General features: G+C 43.5%; 7 protein-coding genes. All 7 read right to left on the bottom strand.

Annotated features, from left to right (window positions below; genetic code table 11):
* Positions 1-5: 5 nt before the first annotated feature.
* The gene (locus tag ABR189_RS06725) at positions 6-8,501 is read right to left on the bottom strand and encodes an RHS repeat-associated core domain-containing protein (protein ID WP_354659695.1); all 8,496 of its coding nucleotides are present in this window, start codon (positions 8,499-8,501) and stop codon (positions 6-8) included.
* 56 nt (positions 8,502-8,557) lie between these two features.
* A complete protein-coding gene (locus ABR189_RS06720; RefSeq protein ID WP_354659694.1) occupies positions 8,558-9,364 on the bottom strand; it encodes a hypothetical protein in 807 nt (268 codons plus the stop codon).
* Positions 9,365-9,373: 9 nt separating this feature from the next.
* Positions 9,374-16,180, bottom strand: coding sequence for a hypothetical protein (locus ABR189_RS06715; protein WP_354659693.1), 6,807 nt, complete (start codon positions 16,178-16,180; stop codon positions 9,374-9,376).
* Positions 16,177-16,695, bottom strand: a complete 519-nt coding sequence (locus ABR189_RS06710; RefSeq protein ID WP_354659692.1) for a hypothetical protein — start codon at positions 16,693-16,695, stop codon at positions 16,177-16,179. Before ABR189_RS06710 ends, ABR189_RS06715 begins: the two co-directional genes overlap by 4 nt.
* A gap of 3 nt (positions 16,696-16,698) precedes the next feature.
* Positions 16,699-17,799, bottom strand: coding sequence for a hypothetical protein (locus tag ABR189_RS06705; RefSeq protein WP_354659691.1), 1,101 nt, complete (start codon positions 17,797-17,799; stop codon positions 16,699-16,701).
* 6 nt (positions 17,800-17,805) lie between these two features.
* Positions 17,806-20,346 (bottom strand): hypothetical protein, encoded by a 2,541-nt coding sequence (locus ABR189_RS06700; protein ID WP_354659690.1) that lies wholly within the window; start codon positions 20,344-20,346, stop codon positions 17,806-17,808.
* 444 nt (positions 20,347-20,790) lie between these two features.
* A complete protein-coding gene (locus tag ABR189_RS06695) occupies positions 20,791-22,089 on the bottom strand; it encodes a hypothetical protein (protein WP_354659689.1) in 1,299 nt (432 codons plus the stop codon).
* Between the last annotated feature and the right edge of the window lie 42 nt (positions 22,090-22,131).

Here is a 22,131-nt window from a genome sequence, read left to right as displayed (position 1 = left end):
TCTGATTATTTTGATTGTATTGATGCAGCTTGTTTATAAAATTCATCTATTTGTTTTTCTGTAAGCCTTGGTGTGTTCTTTAGAACATCATTCATACTACTATTGGATATCCTAGCTGGCAAATTGATTCCCATACCCTTTAAAATTCCTCTCGATTGCTCTGCTGTTATAGTTATATGAGCCTTTTGCGCAAATTCCAAAGGCTTTAATCCTACAACAACTTCTGCTTCCATATCAGCTAATACATTGTTTGCAACTCCAATCTCCACATTCTTTAAACTTTTAGGAAGCGCTATTTGTAATACACCTTTTCCATAATTGCTAGAATTTATTGCAAAAATAGTTCCCACGCCTGGATCTGGGCTAGTTGGTGTACTTTCTGTTATTTGTGCAGATCTATTTCCTGGATATCCCTCACTAGTACCCCTAAAAAGATATTTAATCTCCTCTTTTGGGGTTACAAGATTAATAGATCTTTTTACCAATCTATTCATTCCTAGTCCGAACAAGGTACCAAATAAGGCGGTTTGCCCTCGTTCATTCTGTGCAATCTTTCCTTCAGGAGTCTTTGCTGTATTATGCTCCACAATACTAGCTGCCTGGGTCACCAAAAAGAGCCTCGACATCCAACCTTTAGTCAAAAGTATATCCGCAGCAATAACTACCGTTGTTTGATTCTCTTTAGCGGTATGACTACTTACTGCTCCAGCAGCATCTACAACCATCTTACCGGTCTTAGGGTCTGCTTTCAGCGGCGGCGACCACTCTAAACCATCCAGATCTATCCCATCTATAGGCCTATTACTTGCAAACTGATAAGGGGTTAACTCTGGATATTTAGAAGTTATAGGATCTACTGACAAGAACCTTCCTACGCGTGGATCGTATATTCTAAAGCCATAATCCTGCTGATTCCCTTCGCCCTTAATTTCATTATCATTCTCCTTCCCATTGAACCCAAAACGGTACTTAACCCCACCTAAACTATACTGTCGACCCACCATCGGCATGCCAAACGGCGTATAGTCCCCTGCATTAACCACCTCCGCCGTATATACCCCAGACTGGGTGAGCTTTTTATCTGAAATAGACGCTAAGACATTCCCCAAATGGTTATTCAGCTCATAACGTTTAAGAGCGGCCCTTGTCCATAATTGAGAAGCCGTATCACTGGTGACTGGCATATCCGGCAGCCACATCCCCAACCGGCTACTACCATACAGATGTTGTTCTTTCCAGTAGATGTTGTTATCTCCATTTCTATTCCCATACACTGCCAGCGTATTGCCTTGTGCATCGCGGACATACCAGGTTTTGTTGATCCCGGTACCAGAGCTCTCCTCTTTGTATACACGATTACCTGCTGCATCATAAAGGTATTTCAATACATGGTTATTACTCTTTTTGATACGCTGGATCTTACCATATACTGTCCATTCGATGGATACCACCCCTCCTTCCGTATCACTCACCATGTTACCGATGGAGTCATAGCTATAGTTAGCAGCAAGTTGGGATTTCAAATCTACGGAAATACTGTTATTATTGGTAATAGCATCATCAATATAATCCAACTGGTTGGTTCCCAATTTATAATGATAGGTTAGGTTATCCATAGCCAATGGAAACGCAGTACTCCCCTGACCATTACGAAGGTAGGTGAGAATATTACCATTACCATCATACGTAATATCTTCCTGGTAGGCCTGCTGGACAGAAGAAGCCCCCCACGTAGTAGCTCCGGCTGTAAGTGGATGCTGACGCATCTGTTGCAGCCGGTTCAACTGATCATACCCATAACTGTAGCCTACCGGTTTTCCATTTTCCAGCTCAGTCAATGACAACACACTACGGCTGATATTACCATTAAACAAATCTCGCCCAATACTATCTCCTGCAGTAGCACCCCACTTTAACGGGAAAGCTGTATTGGTACCAATAGGTTTATAATCGTCCGTAAAATAATCCAGTGTTAATGCCATAGCATCCTTCCCTACTGTAACAGTAGGAACACCTGTATGCCCATCCTGTCCCATCTCATTAGCTGGCTGCAGGTAATTACCATTAATCCCTTTCAACCATCCCTGCAAGGTATAGGCATAATCTACACCCTGTACCGTATAATCCCCCAACACCATTCTTGCTAAAGGGCCGTGTTTATAATACTGGTAATAAGCATCCGTTACAGGATTCTGAATGCTCCACTGATCCGCAGAAACAGAGCTAATACCACTCATCGCCTTTGTCAGCCTGTTTTCTGCATCATATTCATAACCATAATAAAACTTATCTTTTCCCCCTGGCTGATAGCGCACGGTATTCACCTTTCCGCTCACCAGGTCATACTTGTAATCTATCTGTTTGGCACCAAGGCCATTAAGCACCTGCGTAAGGGTCTTCACATTACCGGCAATATCATAGCTATAATAGGTATACTGGTAGGTAGCAACATCCGGCGGATTATAAGTAAGTGTATACGCGACCCGCTTGCGGAGGTTCTCCTGCGGATAACTACCCGTTGCCGGCACATCATAAAAAGTCTGGGTAAGCTGCTGCTTGGTGCCACTGCTCAGGAAAGCCGCAGCATTACTTCCGTCGTCATCAGGCAATATGGCCATAATGGATTGCCCTACCTCAGTAATCCGGTTTTGTTCATCGTGTTTGGTATAGCTATATGTCAACTCCTCGGCCTGCTTGCTATTCTGAGAAGCAAATAAGCGCCCGGATTTGTCATACCAGAACTTAGACAGCTTTGCATCCGGAGTGTATTGTTTTACTACCTGGTTCTGCGCATTGTAGGTGTAATCCGTTACCATATGGTGGTTAGGATATAGAGCAGTATACTGCTGCTCTGTAGTTCCTCCTCCAGGTATAGTAGTCCCTCCACCGGGCTCAGGGGTATTAAATCTGGCCCAATAGCGCAGATGTGTGTTCAATGCACTCAGGTATTTTTCACTGATTGACAGGCATGGTTCCTGTGCATTGGCCAGAATTTCTGCACTGGTAAGCTGTCGCTGGTAGAGTCTCAGATGTTTGAGGAATGACAGATTTTGTGATATCGCTAATTGCCCGTTTCCAATCCTGGCTTCGGAAATACAACTGCCTTTTGGTGCGTCATAAGCCTGCGGGCAAAGCATCCCGTTTACATATACCGATATAGGGCTGCCTATCCATTTGCTGCTCTGCAATACTACATGCGTCCACTGCCTTAATGGGATTAATGCGCCCATGTCAGCCGCTACATGATTAGAGCTGGCCATATTAACAGCATTCGTCTGTTTATCAAGAGTATAAATATCTCCATACAAATAACGCCCGTCTACACAGATATTGAATAAGAACTGGCGGGTAGCTGTTACCACCTGTGCAGGGCCTGTCCCATTATTATAAAGCCACATTTCTATGGCCTGGTTATCAGCTCCCAGTGCATAATTCAGTTGCTGCAGTCCAGTGCCGCCAAAGGTATTATCTGTTGGCCCGTTATAGTTGCAGGTAACAGTTTTCAATTTACGGATCGCCCTCACCTGCTCCAGCTGGCTCCCCTCCAGCAATGCTACTCCTGCCGGCGGCACAGTTCGTACCAGATTGCCCGCCTGGTCATAATAATAAAGTGTAAAATGGTATAATTGCTGTTTCGTGACAGCTCTTATCCTTGCCTGCGTAGCGCTGCATTCAATGACATATTGTTTACGGAAATCACGCTTAACAGAATCTATGTAGGCCGCATATTGTTTTGCACCTGCGGCAATAGCAGCTCTTGCCAAAGTAAGCACACAATCATATGGATCTTTCTCTTCCGTAGTATATACAGGTACATTACAAAGCAGCTCGGTAGTAGCCGGATTCAGGGCTATCTTGTCCATAAAATCTTTATACCTGCCATATCCTAATGAAAAGCCCCAGCGCTGGTTCATATAATTGCTGAAAATCAATTCATAACCAGGATTGGTCACATCCAGATCACTCCACAACCCATTAAAGATGGCTTGTTCAGCAGTAAATGCCGTAGCAGTAATACAACCGGTAGCGGTGGCATCCATGAACACAGGCAATTTCACATCCGTATCCAGCAGATAACGGCAATTCGTACACCCTTTTAGTAATGCATTGAGGTCATCTTCTGAGATCTGCATCCCATCTCCATATTTATCTTTCAGATACTTGTGGAAAGAAATAGTTGTATTGGTATGAGCTTGCTTCAATGCATTTAACTTAGTACAGATATCACTAGTGGTTACGCTCAGTATCTTTTCTACAGACTGCCCTTTTACATTGGCAGGATAAGGCATACTCAGTACCCAGGGATTACAAAGCATACTGAATTTAGCAATGCCTAATACGCCTTTAATAGCAGCTGCTACCGAATTATACCCTCCAGTGGTAAGCGCGCCATTGGTAGTACTGGCTCCATAGAGGTGATCCTTATCAGCACTCAGCCTGAGTACCTGGTACATCTGCGTACGCAGTGTGTTCTTAACACCTGAGGAATAGGATGCCAGGCAAGGTGTCAATTGCGCTATCCACGCATCTGCCATATTATTGCAATTAACATTCAGGATACTATCTAATAAGGCCTCTCCATCCTGCCTGAGCTTAGTGGTGTCTGTTGACAATGCCTGGTTATAATTAACCGCATTTATCCTGGATATTTTACCCCCATATTCGGGGGGACAGCTAGGCGCAGTACATTCAATATAATCTATCCACACCGGGATACCATCTTCTGCATCCACCCGGTAAGCATTAATTTCCTGGTAGGCCAAACTATCTTTTGTAAACTGGCGGGTCACTTTCACGATACTCCCATCCAGCTTCCTCAAATTAACATGCGCAATCAATGTTATACCATCCCGGATTGGCTTCTGATAACCGCCCAGATAACTTATCTTAAAGAGGTTAGGCTGACCTGTAGTCCCGATATACGAAACTGAAAAATCTGCGTTGGTAATACCATCAGCTACACAAGCATCATTACATCCTACAGTACCCCATAATTCGGCATCTAATACACGTCCTTCTCCCGGCCGTTTAATTTCATACCCTAAACCAGGCTGGCCATTTATATTACAGAAAGACAATGGTCCTATCGGTACATTACTTTTAAACTCGTTGCTACCATTCTTTTGATATTTATAATTAACAGTAATCCGCATACCCGGAGGAATGGGTTTTGTCAATAAAGAATCATAGCATATATAGATGTCATCATCCGCCGGACCAGACACAACTGTCAATGTAAAGTCACTCATCTTTATATCTCCACACTTAACTACCCTCCCTCCTGTAGGTGGTGGTGGTGTCCATACCAGCGGCACCGTTGCCCCCACCTTACAAGCTGTCGTGCAAATTGAACTTCTCGCTTCCGCATAATATTTCTCCTTAAGCTCAAAGTACTTCTGCCGGTATAACTCCCATTGGCGATCTGCTACCCGGCAGCTGCCATCCGGCACACATTTGTTCCATCTGTCAGAAAGTGCCACTATTGTTGAACTGTTCGTATTACCCGTACTATCACTACAATACAACTGATAGTCTACAAATTGGGTAAGCCCCTTGTTATTGAGCCGGGTATCTGTCACCTTTAATACCTGGCGGGAATAGTTGTCCAGGTCTGACTTAAACCGGGTGTAGTAAGAATTTCCTGCACTGCCACTGGCAAAGAAGGGGTCCGCTGCCAATAACCAGGAAGGATTGTTTACCAGGTATTCCAGCCGGGGCTTCAAATCAATAACACTGGCTGCAGTAGGATATAATTTCTGCACCCTTTCATCCCACTCAAAATAAGTTTTATTGCTATTACAATAAGTCAATGCACAATATTCCGGGTGATATTTTATGAATCGTGCAGCCCATTCCGGTTTCCAGTATTGTACCAGATCCTGCAGCGTAAATGCAGCATCATTCGGAGAGGTATAACTTTCATCTGTCCGTTGCAACAGATTCTCCTGATACCTGGCATCTGTTGCTGCATACACTGGAAACTCTGTTCTCCAATACAATGCCAATATATGAATGGTGGCTTCTAATGGGGTACCCTGCGCATCAAACAATGCATACTGCCCCCCCGGACTAACATCCGCCTTCAGCAATGCCTCCAGCCGATCACAGGGCGACGGGGTGCAAACGGCTCTTAAATACTGGCACCGGCCATAAAGTTCATCATACAAGCCCTCTGCCCAGGCCTTGATATTATTGGTATAAGGTATTAAATTAACTTCCCCGGTTTTCAGTCTTTCCGTGAGATTGGCTACAAAATCACTTTTGGTTCCCAGTGCTGCTGAACATGTTTGACAGTCTTCATAACATCCCAAAAAATTAGTACGTTTCAGCTCTTCCTGAATAAAGTAAAACAATGTTTTCAGGTTAGTATTCCGCACTATAAAATCTTCTGTGTAAGCATTGATTACATCCTGGTTCAGCCCCATCTCAAAAGAGATATAATAAGTACCAATTTTATTCATCGGCACATTGATACTCCCGCTATTGATCCCATTCAATCCGCAATTGGACGTTGCACTCCCTATTTTGATAGATTGTGTATTTTCATATACCTGGGTATTGCAATCATCATAAACACGAATCTTTAACTCATAATAACAGTTACTGCAGATCGTTACATTCTTTTCTGTGTATTGCTTGATCAGCTGATCTATATTATACGTAATCTTTGCACCGGAATCTGGTACTGCTGCCAGGAAAGTAGTGTTGCCCGACATTTTTAGAGTAACACTGTCAAATACAAAACTGTCTGGCGCCAACAATGGCGACTCTTCGGTTTTTGCTTCCGGCATTAAACTTAGTGCAGCCGTATTGCGCGGAGGAGCTCCTGCCAATGCGGTGGCGATCGTTTTTCCGGAGGCATTTACATAACTTACGCTGATCTGGCCATTAGGATCTATCACCATATTCTTCAGGTAATGATGTGCATATCCTACATCATTACCAAACAGGCGATCCAATTCCCATTGTTCTGGTTTTCCATAATAATACCGGGTAACCTTATTGCCGGTTTGGCCACCGGCATTTGGCTGAAACGTTGGCCCTACACCGCCTTGCAGGCTTACCCTTCCCGTGTTATCAGGCGTATATGCTGTTATTGCCAGTGGATACCCTTCTGCATCTGGTATATACTTATTAAACGACGCTTCTGCCAGGAAACTATTGGCGGAAGAATAGTATTTACCGGCCCCGGCAGTATTACCCAATGGATCTGGGATAGTAAAACAACTGGCGCTATTACCTTTATATACATTAGCATAAGTATAAGCTGCTCCGGTTGCTGTTTTGGTTGCGCCTGTTTCATATGCCAACTGTTCTCCAGCCATCGGAGCAGGTAATACAGAGGCCGCTTTCCGGCCAAATTCATCATAAATATTTTCCTGTACTACCTTATATTTATCAGTTCCTCCCACAATACCCATCTGGCTAACCGTTACCGATTGGCGATTGCGCAAGGTGCCGTCAAAATAACTGACTACTTCTTTTTTCTTACCCTCCTCTGCATAAGATGCACTATACTGCCAGTTCAATCCCGGTTCATGCCAAGTATTATTCAGAATAATAACGCCAGATACCACACTTCCACCGGAATTAACCTCATAGCTCCAGGGCTGCTCTATACGGTCGTTGCCACTATAGGCCACGCTGCGTATTCTGATCAGCAAATACTTACTGCTATGTACCAGTGAAATATCATACTGTTGCCGGCTTATGGTAACACGGGTAGCATTGTTGCGGAACATGGGTGCCAGTACAGCAGGCGTAGTACCCGTGCCGGAGGTATTCAGCACATTCCCCCATACAGAGTTTTCATCAATGTAAGTCCATTCCAGGTCGTATTCTTCCTCCCCCGGCTGTTTAGTCCAGTTAACACTTACCTGAGAAGAGGTTTGGGTTATACCATCCAGCAGCATCGCTCTCTCCGCTCCACCATCATCCCCCTCCTTATTTTCAGTATTCACCATAAAAACATAGGGTACAATGGGCGCTAACGATGAGGTATACTGGCGGTCTACAATCACCTGTCCTGTTAAGGTAAATACAGGAGGTAATTCACTCCCCAACTCCTGACTGCTGATTTCATTAATGGTAATTTTAACACGGTAGGCATTATTAAAATTATAAACCGATTGTGCCTGAAATACAGCTCCCTGCGCAGTATCATAACTGATTTTTAACGGTACATGTGCTATGGTAATGGGTGTTTCCTGATCGGGTTGGCTCCAGTACTCTACTTTCAGATCCAGGTCACAAACAAATGGCTTATCCAGTACTATCATGGAATCTCTGTACAAACCAAACGTAATGATGTTAGTCACTGACTTATTCCGGATACTATTCCAGTCATACGCCGGGTTACGGAATTTTTCATCCTTCACAATTAAAGTGTCACCTTTCTTGAGCTTGCCCCGTAATTGCTGCTCATAAGGTTCAATGGCTGCGTGAGCGGCGGTCCACCCCAGCAAAAACAACAGTATACAGGTAAAGGACTTTTTAATCATTGTATGATAATGCTTTAATAACCCGCCCGTCAACGCAGGCATAATAAAGGTTAGTATTAATAAGTACTGAGCAGCTCATAATCTCTGTATAATGATGATGGCACATAACTTCCTCCCTGCACCGTCACATAATGATCTTTTTTGAATAACGCTCCCGGCACCTTGCCTTCCTCCCAATGATGGTAAGTAATCTTCACCGGTTTATCCATTTCTTTGTTCAGCGGATCATTAAGGTCTGTTAAACGCAGGTACACTTCATTCAACAATCGGGTATTCTCATTGTAAATAAACCGGTACTGCTTACAGGTAACATGATTTTCACATACCAGGTTGATCGTCACTAAGGGGGGAGCCACACTTCTTGTTATGGTATAGCGGTCTTCCTTCCAGATGTTCAGGATACTATCGGCTGGCATATGCAGGGCCGGCAGTATGGCCTTGGGAGGTCCCAGGAAAATCTTCTTCACACTGCTATTTACTGCGATTGATGCATCTGCCAATACTATTGTTTCATTGTCTCCTGCCCGGTAATAAAATGCCTTACCATTTCTGCAATAACGAAAATGCGTGTCGAGTACGTTTACACTATCTGCCGGATCTGAAGCCTGAATATTCCCCTCTACCGAAAACTGGTGAAGACTATCCATATGCCCACAGATTGCAATCAACTCCTGCAATATTTGTGCTTCCTCCACAGTATATGGCGTTTTTATCACAGGATCCGGAGTGCTCTCCTGCGCTGTATTTACCATTCTCTCTTTCCACCATCCCCGTATAGCAGGTACGCCTGCATAAGTTGCTGCTACCAGCAATACCCCCAACAAAGGCAATAAAATCTTAACAGACCAGGTATATTTTTTCATCAGTTGTACTTATTTTTTTATGTAAGAGGAACGGCTCTCCTGGATGGTCATGATTCCCCTATCGGTCTCTTTTTTCACCCGGGTCATGGAGCCTTCTTCGTCATACTCATAAAAAGTGGCAAAATTATTTTCATCCAGTACCGCCATTACCTTCAGTTTCTTGTCATCATACGCATAGGATTTCACCAGTGCATCAAATGGAAAGATGCGGAGGTCATCAATCAGGGTGTTTGAAGCGGTAGCAAGGAGGGTCATCTCTATTACCTTGTTGCTACCTAGTATGGCAGTTAGATCAATCAGGCCTTCCACCAGTGCCCAGCCTTCTACGGTAGCCTTTCGCGTTAGTGTAATATTGGTATTGTTCACCTTTAAATTGATCCCGGTACCGGTACTGGGTGGTTGCCCATCTTTCACCCATACGGAAAAGACATACTTGCCGGTACTGTTAGGACTGAACCCACGCGGATAAAGGTCAGGCAGAGGTTTCTTAATGTACTCTCCGGCAGGTCCTCTTCCAAGATAATCCACTGACTTATGCACTTTATCATGTGCTCTTGTGTAAAGCCGGATCGCATCCTGATTAGATAATTTGAGGCTGTTATTACCCGTATGCGCATCGGTTCTGTTTAAGCGCTGCGCATAATTACTTCCCAGGCTGCTGAAAATATTAAAACTATCCTGCACACAGGCACTACCTGTATTACACAAATTCTGGAAATCATAATCATCAAAGCCATCGTAAAACAGCTGCCTTTGCATCGCATTAGACGCTACCGCAGTAGGTAATGCTCCCTTATAACCATATAACGCGCTGCTATATACATTTATAACATTGCGATTTTCCAGCTCCTGACCATACTTATCATACAGGGTAATATAACGTACACTGGTCCATTTATTACTATTGCCGGATACCCAGTCAGCCCCGTTATTATTGGTCCAGAAAGGTGTAAACGCTTTATAATTACCGGTATTCCGGACATCCACACCACCGTTGTTATGGAAGTGATCATCATTACGTGCTACCTGGAACACCTGCTCTTCCGAAACCCGCCAGTTACCTAAAAAGCCGGTGAGATAAGGATTTACCAATACACCTGCCGGCACTGAGCCACAATTACATGGCATTGCGCAGATATCAAGTGACGTTCCTGCCGGACAGGTATACCGGGTAATAATATTCCCGTTATCATTGATAAAAGTAGATACTGGTTTGTTCCGCAGATTAAAAGTGGAAAACAGGGTGTGCTCCGCTACGTAAGCTCCGGTTTGATTCATGATAAAAGAGGGAGTACCATTGTATACTTCCACTGCTACGGCCGCCGTAAGCCCATCATTCATCGCTTCTATCCTTATTTTATGCCGGCCTCCAAAAAGTACAACCGGATATACCATCCATTTTGTAAATGCATCGGAGTTGGTGGTGGTAATGCTTTTGAACAGGACATCATCAATATATATTTTCACCTGATTGTCTGCAGCAAAGCCAACACTATAAGTGTCCCATCCAGGTACATCAAAACAGCTCTCTACCCCCAGCCATTTATTATAATAAGAAGATCCGTTTGCTCCCTTCAGCCAGATCCCTGCATTTATCAACCGCCCACAAAATCCACGTGGTTTACTTAACAGCGCCTGTACACCCTGCGGAGCAGATTTACCAACATATCCGGGCGCAGTTTTATTAATTCCCTGAGTGTTCTCTGGCTTTTTTTTCATGATCATCGAACCTGAATCACCTGCTACCACCCTTTGCGCGAGGCTATTATCTGCTATGGCGGTTTTGAAAAAAGAGACATAACCACCGCAGTCTCCTCCCCAGAAATCACTTACCTTCTCACCTACCAGCACATCTGTAAGATTCCGTTCATAGAAAAAAGCACCATTCATGCCATATGAGGTATCAGCAGCAATATCTCCTGCTACAACCTGGAAGCTGGTGTCTGTATTTTCAACAGGTGGTACTATACAGTTAATACCATCCGTGCTCAACACATAACCACTTGGACAAGTTATACAGGTAGTAGGCATCCCCCATTTTTCATCATATAGAGTCGCCTTGGCATCCAATACCCGGTAGGTAGTGTCCTGGCTAGTGTTAAAAATAGCTAACCGGTTACCGGCTATCGGATCGTTCAGACAAGTAATAGATGCCGCAGCGCTGGTAAGCTGATTGCGGAATCCCGAACGGAGCACCTTTACCTTTATCCCATTACAGTGCTTTATCTCTCCTCCGCTACCAATTACTCTCAGCTTTTGGGTTGCATCTTCATTTGTTGCCGAAAAGACCACCCACAATCGCTCCCCGTTCCCTGAAGTCAGGTTCAACAACTCGTCACCTGCCGACAAAAAATTGCCATAGCTGTTGTTTATCACGCCTGCAGCATCTGTATTGAACCCTTCCAGAATTGTGTTCTGATTTTTATAGGCACCTCCCATTTTTTCATATACCCAATATGCCGGCATGTTTATACTATATACCGGGTCATCAAATTCATTATTCGTTTGCACTACGACTGCATCACCTGTATACTTATCGTATACCAGGTTAGCGGAGGTAACCGAAGCTCCATTAACCGTCTTTACTACCTTATCCAGTATCCCGGAGTACTGTACTGTCTTTAATACACAGGCAGATCTGAACAACCTGTATTCATCATTTTCTTTTCTGGGCCAGTGCGGAATAGGTAATGGAATACCCCAGAAAAAAGGGACGACATCCACACCGATCTGTATGGCGGTACCCTTGTTATCTATCTCCTGTTGCCGCAGGTCTACAAACATTTCTATTTCCCGGCCTATCACCTGGTTGGGGGTAAGTGTTCCCTTTTCATCCGTCACAGTAACGCTGTTTCTCAAACGATACTTGCCGGCATCTATCTGCGAAGCATTATAATGATATACCGTGGAAGATATTTCACTGCCGGACTGGTTATAGATCCGTTCTGATTTGATTTTACCATGCATATCATTCAGTATCACCACATATCCCTGCGACATGGTAAGCTCATGTACAATATGTCCTCCCACAAAACTTTGCCAACCCGGGGGCTGATAATTTTGTACTGCTGGCTTTTTTTCATAATCTACCAATACAGGAAATTCTTTTGCAGTATAAAACTCCTGCGCTGTCCATCCCGTCTTTGCATCGGGATCAACTATACCGGCAGCATTAAGTTCTCTTACTGTAACCCTGCTATAGCCTACCTGTGCAGCAGGATACAACGATTCGCCAAATGGCTCTTCCAGATAAAAATAATTATTCATAGTACCTTTCATCTGCTCTGTATACGGTACAGGCATACGCAAGGGGTTTTCGTCACTTCCTATACCAGGTTCATAACTGGCCACACCACTACTAATTATTTCATCTGTTTTCCCATTACGGTTTTCTGTTTTTACATAAGCATATTCCTGGCCGTAGCTTGCACCTGGGGCTGTACTTTTACTCATGGTTTGCCAGTTGTCCGAGATCCTCACCCGCTTTACCCGGGCCCCACCCCCAAGCTTATGTCCATTGGTTTTCACTAAACGGCAAAAACTCTTTTCCAACTTAACCCGGTTGGCAAATTTCTTTCTCAGTGCCCGCTGATAAAAATTTTCCCGAAGCTCTGCAAGATTACCAATCGCATTTACGAGTGCCCCTAATGCGGCTTCCAATGCCCTATCGTCCGGAATGCTGTTTTGATAACCAGGATAAGCATACTGCGGATATTCCATTCTCATTTTCTGCCAGGCAGCAAACAGAAAAGGATTATTGGTAACCTTCCCTGAAGTCATATCCTCAAAAATCACATTCGCATAGTCATTGGCAAACTGCGCCTTTATTACCTTTGCATAACAGGGAATAAATTCAAAGCGCTTATCATCTGTATTATTGGGATCATCGGAAACATTGGTAAACAGCTTCCCATAAAACATATCACTTCCATTCAGATAGTGTTCTTTAAAAAATTTTGTTTGTTCCTCCACACTGCCGGTAGACATAACCGGTGTTTTTACCCGGAATCCGGCTGCTTCGTTCAGGTTAGTAGTAACCACCCCATCTGCTTTTATCAGCGCCTCAACTTTCACCATCTCCATGGCTTTTTTGTCCTGCACGTAGGCATAATCGCCCGACTCATAATCTACATTAATAGCCCCTCCCGTAGGCAGTTCTATTTTTGTCAGGTGCCATTTACCGGCACTATTGTCCATTAGAGACTTGTCTTGCAGACTATAAGGAAATTCATCATTCCGGAGTGCGGGTACCGTATTGTTGTATTTCGGTTTATAAGCCCCCCACCGATCGGCCGACAAATAGGCATAGGCCTGATTGTTCCCATAGGTGAACGAATAGGGATGACTTTTCCCCTTACCGGAACTGCCATATTTAAAATAAACCTTTTTAAGGGTGAGTTTTCCTCCTCCCACCGTAATATGATTAGGCACAGAGGGACACAGAGAATAGTCATACTCAAAATATGCCGTTTTAATAGGTTGCTGCAAATCGCTTTTGGAATATAGCCTTACTTCTTTCAGGTATTTCTGGCGGGTACCTATAAACCGTCCTCCGTTAACGCCAGTTACGCCCAACGCATCATCCCTGTCTTTTGTTATAAAGTAAATTATCTTGGTTTTGGTTTCTATAGACTGCAGATACCACAATTCTTTTTCCCCATACACAAAACTACCTTTATCATCTTTCCCATCCGCGCTAAGCCCTTTATTATAAATAGCCTGGGCAAATTCATATGGAGAGCGCCATTTGTAAACCCCACTTACTTTGGAATAGTTAAACCGGATAGCAGTACCCAGATCATCGTCTGTAATCCCATCTCCTGTCACATCCACATAATCAGGTGAGAGGATGGCAGTTAATAAATAGGCACTGGCGTAGGCCGGCTGTATTTCATGGTGAAAATATTTATCTCTGGAACTGTCATAAGGCACTACCAGTCCATTAACGATGTCTGTAGTGACCAGGTTCTTTGCTGAATCTACCTTAGCAGGATCTACTGCTACAGAATATTCTTCCTGTGTGGTGTTGTAAGTAGGCAACCCATATACCATCCGCTTACCATCATCGCCCTGTACTGTAATCTCTGAAAGATGATGTCCTTTGCGTATACCTCCATTTCTGGGAAGATTGTTTGTGCTGGTAACCCGGCAGGAAGCGGGCGAAAAAGTGGCAGAGTCCTGGAAAGGAGCGTTCATGATCTGTTTATCTAATGCCCCTTGTGCTGCTTCATCGGCAGTTAGCCAGGAAATATTACTCCGCTTTATCTGACGCCCATCTTTTTTGTAGGGAGCTCCCGCCATATTAAAGTTATCCCGCTGCTGCAATCCGGCACGTGTACTTTTACCCAACAATGGTACAGATACTACGCTCTCCCCATGTATACGGTTAATAAAATTATTATCAGACAGGTTCTTTTCTCCTACTCTTTTGAAATACACCTGTTCTTCTGTTTTCCGAGTAGAGTCAACCGGATAATCTGCTATAGGCAAAAAAGGATTATCCTCTTTCCACTTACCGGTTTTGCTTAGCACATATTGATCATAAAAATTAACGCCACCATGAAAATAACCACCAAAGCCCAGGTCTAAACCAGCTGTTTCATTATCATTCACATCGTTGGATTCAGCATCAAACAAAACCCCACTGCCTCCCCTGTATAAACGGAACTGCCCGCTCTCTGCCTGACTACTGAAAGAAAACACATCAGGAGTAGCTATTGGTACAGCGAGGTTAGGTAAATCCCTTACTACAGGTGCATCTTTTTCCCGCATAAAATCCATCAAGGCACTATCCCGCACCGTACCTTTTTCTGCATACAGAAAACCATACGCCTGATTGGTAATACGCTCTTTAGCTACTTCCCGTTTTGAATAATACCCCGTAAGCCCACCTCCAACAAAAACTGCTGTATATGTCACTCCCAGATCAATACTATAATTCTTGTTGGTAGACTTATACCCGATACCAGCCTGAGGATAAAAAGCGGGGGTATTGTAGCTATAGGAACTGCCATTTACTTCCCAACCGGTTGAACCTGATTTACTAGACCTATCCTCAAATGTTTTAGTACCACTGATCCCAAAAGATTGCGACAAGCTCAGGTCCTTAAGGCCCTGCCTGGTATTATAGCCCAGTACTGCAGACAGGGACATGTTAGTGGAACTTTGTTCGCCCACCTTCGCAGCGAGTGATAATGATACATGAGGTTTTACCGTTACTCCATCGCTGGTATTAGAATTTACTCCAATGCCCATACCTGCCGTTAACATGCCACTGTTAGCAATGCTAAAGGAAAGTCCGGCATTAGATCCTACCTCTGCCCCTATTCCGGTATAGCTGTCATTAAATACGCCTACTGATAAAGAACCGCTAAGCTTCGCGATATTTATTCCTGTTATCTCTGTTTTTAAAGTACCCCTACCTCCAACGGTAGTTTTAGGTTTCATTTTATGTTCTGTCACCACTATATCCCCCTTAAAGTCATCTGGTATACCACGTAATTGCCGGTTTATGGCGCCTGCATTCAGATTCCATCCCAGTCCCACCCAACTGGCTTCATCATCCATGCCTATACCCGACTGATAGTTGAGGTTGATCGGGTAACCATCAATATCCATAATCGGCACATCATATTTGAATGCCCCTGTAAAGGGATCGACCATATCATTTGTACCGGCTGTTACAAACTGTTGGCTTTCCGGTTGTGCCGGGCCACTGGTAAGCGCCCAGGCAAAAGCGGGCATCAACATTTCTATGGTGAGTAAACTCAGAAAAAAGCATGCAATGGTCTTTTTTATCTTAATATACTTTATCATAGCCCACAGCTGATTGAATCGATTTTTGCAATATTGATAGGAAATTCCATTCTGACACTGGTGAACAGCCAATCACGAAATACCAGTACAGCTTCTTGCCGTTGCCGCAAAGCAGTACGGTCAAATACCAGCAAATATTCCGCTCCCCGCAGATTACCGTTGGCAATCCGCTGAGCCAATAAAGGTGGCAGGCTGTCCTGTCCGGAGGTAAGTACAAACAGCGAGTCTATACCATAGCTCAATGCCTGTATAGTCTTTTTATCCTTTGTTTCTTTCAGTTGTGCTGAAAACACATTCAGTTTGAATACTACCTCTGTAGTATCTGGTTCCATCACCGCTCCCTCCTGCTTACAGGGCGGCACATACGTAAGCCTGATCCTGGTATCACGGATGTCTTTTTCCTGGATCCTCGGATCATGGACAGTAGGGAATCGATCTTCCGTACCACTTTTTCTGTTGTTATTACACCCCACAGCCATCCATAACAGTATCCATAAAAAAATAGATTGCTTCATCACTTATTCCTGCTCTTTTTTGTAAAGGAATCTGAGTTGTTTTTCTTCCCCTGAAGGAAGCTTTACGGTCAATATGTAGTAATAACCATCAATAAATGACCTGTTTTCCGACAAATCGATGGTAACATGATTAATGCCCCGTTCCAGTTTAATCTGTGGCAATTTTTTAATCTTCTGATCAGGCTGTGTAATGCATTTAATCTGATAGCTCAGGGTGTTTTTATCATATACATTCTTTACCGCAAACAGCAATTCATTCTTTGCCAGGTAAAAATTGCCCTGCGCCAGGTCCTCTATATTTCTGAAGCTTTCAGGTAGTGCTTTTTTACTGCTGTCAGTACAAGACACTGTAAAATTCCAGACCTCCGAGTCAGCCAGCTTCATATCATTCTTATAGGCAGTTACCTGCCAAACATACTGTTTACCTTCTTCCAGTTGTCTTGCTATGGAAGGATAAAACAGCATAGGCATAGCGATATTCAGCTGGTTAATGATCGGTGTATTGTAATGCAGCGCTTCTACCTTTGCCTGCCCGGACTTCAGTTCTACCAGTACTAACCGGTACTGCATACCAGGTATGGCGGGTAACAATGGCTGCCAGAAAAAAGACGGCTTCTTATCACAGATCACATCCTGTTCACCCGGTGTCATCAGAAGTAATGGAGAAAATGGCTCCAGGAAATAATCAAAACATTGTTGTCCGATTACTTCTTTTTGTTTGTTGATATCCGCCAATTCAAAACAGTATTCATAATCACCTTCGGTGAAATAACCGGATTGACGAGTAACATCGCCCAATTTATTTGCTGCAAAATGAATACTTGACCTTGCAACTAATCCAGCCGGCAATACATTGCTGCCAGGTAGCAATTCAAATGGAGGCGTTTGTATAGCTACCACCCGTCCTCCTCTTTGCTCAGTAACCGTCACCGTCAGGGTGACTATTGCTTTTTGTGCTGCGGGATTTGCAATCCTTACCATAAGCAATCCATCCAGAGTACGGCCATGTACCTGTGGCACAAATGAGAAAGCTACCTGTGCCCGTACATTACCTGCACCTGTTAACAGAAAACAAACAACCAGTAATTGTTTAAGCCTCTTCATATGTCCTTAATTCAATAAATAATGTAATGCTATTTCGCTCCGGAAATTGCCGAACAAATAATTCTGTGGTGTATTCAACAGATTCTTCCGGCAATCCAGGTAAAGGTTAGCATTAAGTTTAGGTAACAGGTTGGTATTAAAAGTCTGTTTAATACCAATTTGTTTCACCACATCCTTATTGTTAAGATAAGTTCCTCCACTGGAGCAGCTAACCTTCTTCAGTAACATATAATTCCAGCCACTTTCAATAGTCAGGAGATTACCATACAGTGCATGATTTTTAATATCCCTGTTATAGAATAAATTGAAAGCAAGCATATTACTATTAATCACCAGGCTATGATTTACATTTACATTCACCAACATACTCTGGTCATTGGCCATGTCCATTTGTTGCACACCTACCATCACATTACTACTATGCGGCAGCGTAAACAACTTTCCACCCATTTGAGAGGACAATGTGAACTGGCGGGTTAAAAAGCCGGTGCTGATATGATTATCACGCACGCTTTTCATTACAGCCTGTCTTAATTGTGCTGCTAAAGACAAGTTGCGTTTTAGTTTAATGCGGGTATCAAAAGCCAGCTGCTGATTCTTCCATTTGCTGTTTGTGAGCGGAGAGGTACTCATATCCTGCATATCCATTTTCAGGCCTACTACTACCTTATTCTTCTGCCAGCTACGTTTCACCTGCGCCCCATATTTCAAACTCCCCCGGCTGGCATACGGCGTAGCCGGGTTACTATAGCCCAGGCCGGAATAACTCAGATAGACCCGGTGTGTCAGCTTCCATTCAGCTACATTACCGGCAAAGTCAATACCCGCTGAGAGTGTTTGCCAGAAATCATCAAACAAGGTGAAGGCCGCTGTTTTTGAGGTCAATGCATATTCATTCCCGGTTGATGAATTATTAAAGGAAGTATTGGACTTCGATAGTTCTACTGCCAGAGCACCATATTCTCCTACACTTAGCTGTTGGGATAAGGCTCCTACAAAGATATTACGTGACAATTGCTGTGGAGTAAACTGGCGCACAACAGTGTTTTTAGTGTTAGCATTTACCAGCGCCACATGGCTATGTTCCTTATCCACATCTCCTTTCCCAAGTTGCATAAACTGCATCGCATAAGAAGAAGGGGCTATGGAGGAAGTAAAAGGCAGATCTTTAATACCGGCACCATCCTTACGGCTCCCCATGCCCAACATTAAAAACTTGTTGCTTTTATTCAAAAATGATCCCTGAGCGCCGGACATAAAAAGATCAGACACACTTCCTTTACTACCACTGGCAGCAATATTGCCAATGTTCAGGTTTTTGACATTCATCATCAGACGCTGGAAAAAACCCAATGGCAATAATTCTTTAATAGCACCTGATCTGGTGCCGGCATCATTCAACCAACCACTTACCCGTTGGTGAGTAACATTTTGTTTGGACAAAGTTTCTTTAACAGCCAGCCCGGAGCCTACTTCCTGCTTTAATGTGCGTATTTTATCCAGATATACATGCGTCGCTTTTACCTTTTGCAGCTGTTCCGCCAATAAGGAATTAGTGCTATCGGCAGCCACTTTCTGATATAATGCTGTCAGAGAGCCACTGTCCAGATCTCCCGGCTGTAAACCCAGTGATGACTGTGATAACAATACCTGCTTTATCTGGGCGCTATCCAGGTGGATGAGTTGATCAGCAGAAAGCAGGTCATTAAAGGGTGATCCTGATGGCAGCATTGCTTCCATTTCGTGCTGTATATTATTAATCCGGTTGGTAGCAAATGACTTTACCGCCGCTGTTACATCAATATCTGCCAGGAAGTATTTGTCCAGATCATAATTATTTTTCACATATTTAGACATCCGTTCCAGATAGGCCTCCTTGTCAAAGGATACTTTAGCCAAACTTTGGTCCGATAGTATATCTGTCAGATTATCCTGCCCTGATAAATTAGTATACCGGATATTAAAGGGAATGTTACCAACTATTAACTGATCTTCCAATTGTATGTGGAATCCACTTTTAGCCACTGCAGCAGGAGTATTGTCATAAAATGCATTAGCACTTACTCCTTTGAAATGATTATCATACGCTCCAGCCTGTAACAGTGGCTGCATACGGGGCATGTCTTTCCAGGCATAAAAGCCCCTTAGTTTACGCTCCAGGTAATTCGATATCCTGGCGGTATCTTTTAATAACTCATATCCTTTTTTTAGCTGCTCCACTTTATCTGGCCCCATTGATTTATTAACATAATCAAGAAACTGCACTCTTGTTAAATCATCCAATCCTTTTAATGAAGAAAAAGAGGCAGGCATTTCTCCCGCTAGTTTTAAGACACCCGGATGTACTATCGATTTAGGGATACCCATATGTGTACGCTTATTGAGCGAATCCAGGACTGTATTCTTCAGTACAGGATTGTTCCACAATTCCTTTGCACTTTCGTAAACAGGAAAAGGGGCAACCGAGGGCGCAGGACGAGCATGTTGCGCCTGCGTTAACAAGGGGCATAGAAGTCCCATCAAAATAATACATAGATATTTTGCCATACAATCAGGGGGATTGAAATGCTCTCATTGGTAGACAGTACACTATCAGGGAATAAAAAATTACAACATCAGTCTGTCGGCAGTATAGGTCACGGGTAACAAAACGACACATATTACACTGATAATTGCAAAGCGCTCATAGGTACATTACACACAACAGTTATTGAAACGATACAGGGCTACATAATTAAATTTTTGGTTTGATTAAATGCAATCACGAACTCTTTTAAAGATAAAGATATTTTTTATTTTTTTTTAAAATAAAAAAGGTTACTCTTATTTACATCTCACTATATAGGTTAGGCGTAGGTGGTTCCAAAATAAGGCCAACTAATTAATTCTGCTAAGACCAATAAAGTTACTCAGCAAACCTCAATCCAATATATCTTTTGCACTACGATAATTAATCAGTCCGTTTTCCATTGAAAAAGACAAGGAAGCTGCTTACTCCCTGTTTTCAAGATGCTTAATCCGGCCTTTCAATTCGTTGTTCTCTGTTTCCAGTAATGCTTGCCTTTTCTGCATATCAATCATATACAGGGTCAGCTCTTCTACCTTCTGCAACAGCTTTTTATTCATATCTCCCACATCCAGTCCTTCTGCTTTTATCACTGCCTCAGATGGAATGCCTGGCAAATGTTGATGTTCTTTGATAAACGTTTCTACCTCTTGCAAGGCAGGTAATGTATAGGACGGATGAAATACAAAGTCGGCCCAGGTGGATTGTGAGACGATCAGTTTACGGGCTCCGATAGTTCCTTCTACTGCCAGCTTATGCCCTCCTGTTTTTTTTGTTCCGATACCTATATTACCTTCAGTGGTGATCCGTAATCTTTCCACGCCATTGGTACCCATCGTAATATTCATGGATCTGTCCATCACCGCCGGATCATTGCTGGCACTGGTAGAAATAAAACCAGACAGATCAATAAACGACTTGGTCCATGCATTAGAACCACCTCCGGCACTAAGGCGCAAAAAACCATCATCCCAGTTAGAGCTGGGGTTAGCAGCGCCACCACCAAGGCCACGGATTTCTCCGGAAATAGTACCTGCGCCAACTTCCGGCCTTGGCGTTACATTATCCAATTCCGAATAAATGGCCATACTCCCTTTTACTGCCAGCCGCTCTTTAGGGTTCCTGATCGCAATTCCTACATTCCCGCTATCCCGCTGCAATACCAGTACTCCACCCAGCTGTCCCCCATAATAGGTTTGAATACTACCATAACCGGTAGCACCACCAGAAGTACCTGCAATCCTGATATTCGAATTGGCTTCATCTCCTATCTTCAACCCAAACATACTGGTGTTGGTAAATATATCCAACGGTGCTATAGGGTTGGTTGTTCCGATTCCAACATTTCCGTTTGCTTTGATCACCATCCGCTCTACCGGTGTAATACCCGTCACAAATAACATGTCCCTGTTCTGTGTACTTGTTTGTAAAACAAGATTATTATAGCCATTAAATGGATATCCCAGAGAGTTTACACCAGTCCGGTAAATAGTAGGTTGTTCTCCCTCCACGCCAGTGGCATAAGCCGCATTAGCTCCCAACAACTTTAACCTGCCTCCGAGGTTCAATGTATTTTCTATCACCCCACTGCTGGGCAACGCGCCTATCCATATGTTTTTGGTGGTAGTATTTCCACTATCCGTAACAGCTTGAAGCGTTTGTCCTTTGCCTGCCAGGGAAATCAGCAGCAGCATACTCATGGGTACAGGATACAGTTTTTTCATTTTACACAAAATATCTGATAAATAAATAATAACTAAAACGGG

This window comes from Chitinophaga sp. H8 (assembly GCF_040567655.1).
Taxonomy (GTDB): Bacteria; Bacteroidota; Bacteroidia; order Chitinophagales; family Chitinophagaceae; genus Chitinophaga; species Chitinophaga defluvii.
Note: the sequence above shows the minus strand (reverse complement) of the source record. Positions and strands in the feature narration are given on the sequence as shown.

Excerpts from the sequence above, each read along its gene's own strand:
- ABR189_RS06725 (WP_354659695.1), bottom strand. The coding sequence starts at position 8,501 with ATGATTAAAAAGTCCTTTACCTGTATACTGTTGTTTTTGCTGGGGTGG.
- ABR189_RS06720 (WP_354659694.1), bottom strand. The coding sequence starts at position 9,364 with ATGAAAAAATATACCTGGTCTGTTAAGATTTTATTGCCTTTGTTGGGG.
- ABR189_RS06715 (WP_354659693.1), bottom strand. The coding sequence starts at position 16,180 with ATGATAAAGTATATTAAGATAAAAAAGACCATTGCATGCTTTTTTCTG.
- ABR189_RS06710 (WP_354659692.1), bottom strand. The coding sequence starts at position 16,695 with ATGAAGCAATCTATTTTTTTATGGATACTGTTATGGATGGCTGTGGGG.
- ABR189_RS06705 (WP_354659691.1), bottom strand. The coding sequence starts at position 17,799 with ATGAAGAGGCTTAAACAATTACTGGTTGTTTGTTTTCTGTTAACAGGT.
- ABR189_RS06700 (WP_354659690.1), bottom strand. The coding sequence starts at position 20,346 with ATGGCAAAATATCTATGTATTATTTTGATGGGACTTCTATGCCCCTTG.
- ABR189_RS06695 (WP_354659689.1), bottom strand. The coding sequence starts at position 22,089 with ATGAAAAAACTGTATCCTGTACCCATGAGTATGCTGCTGCTGATTTCC.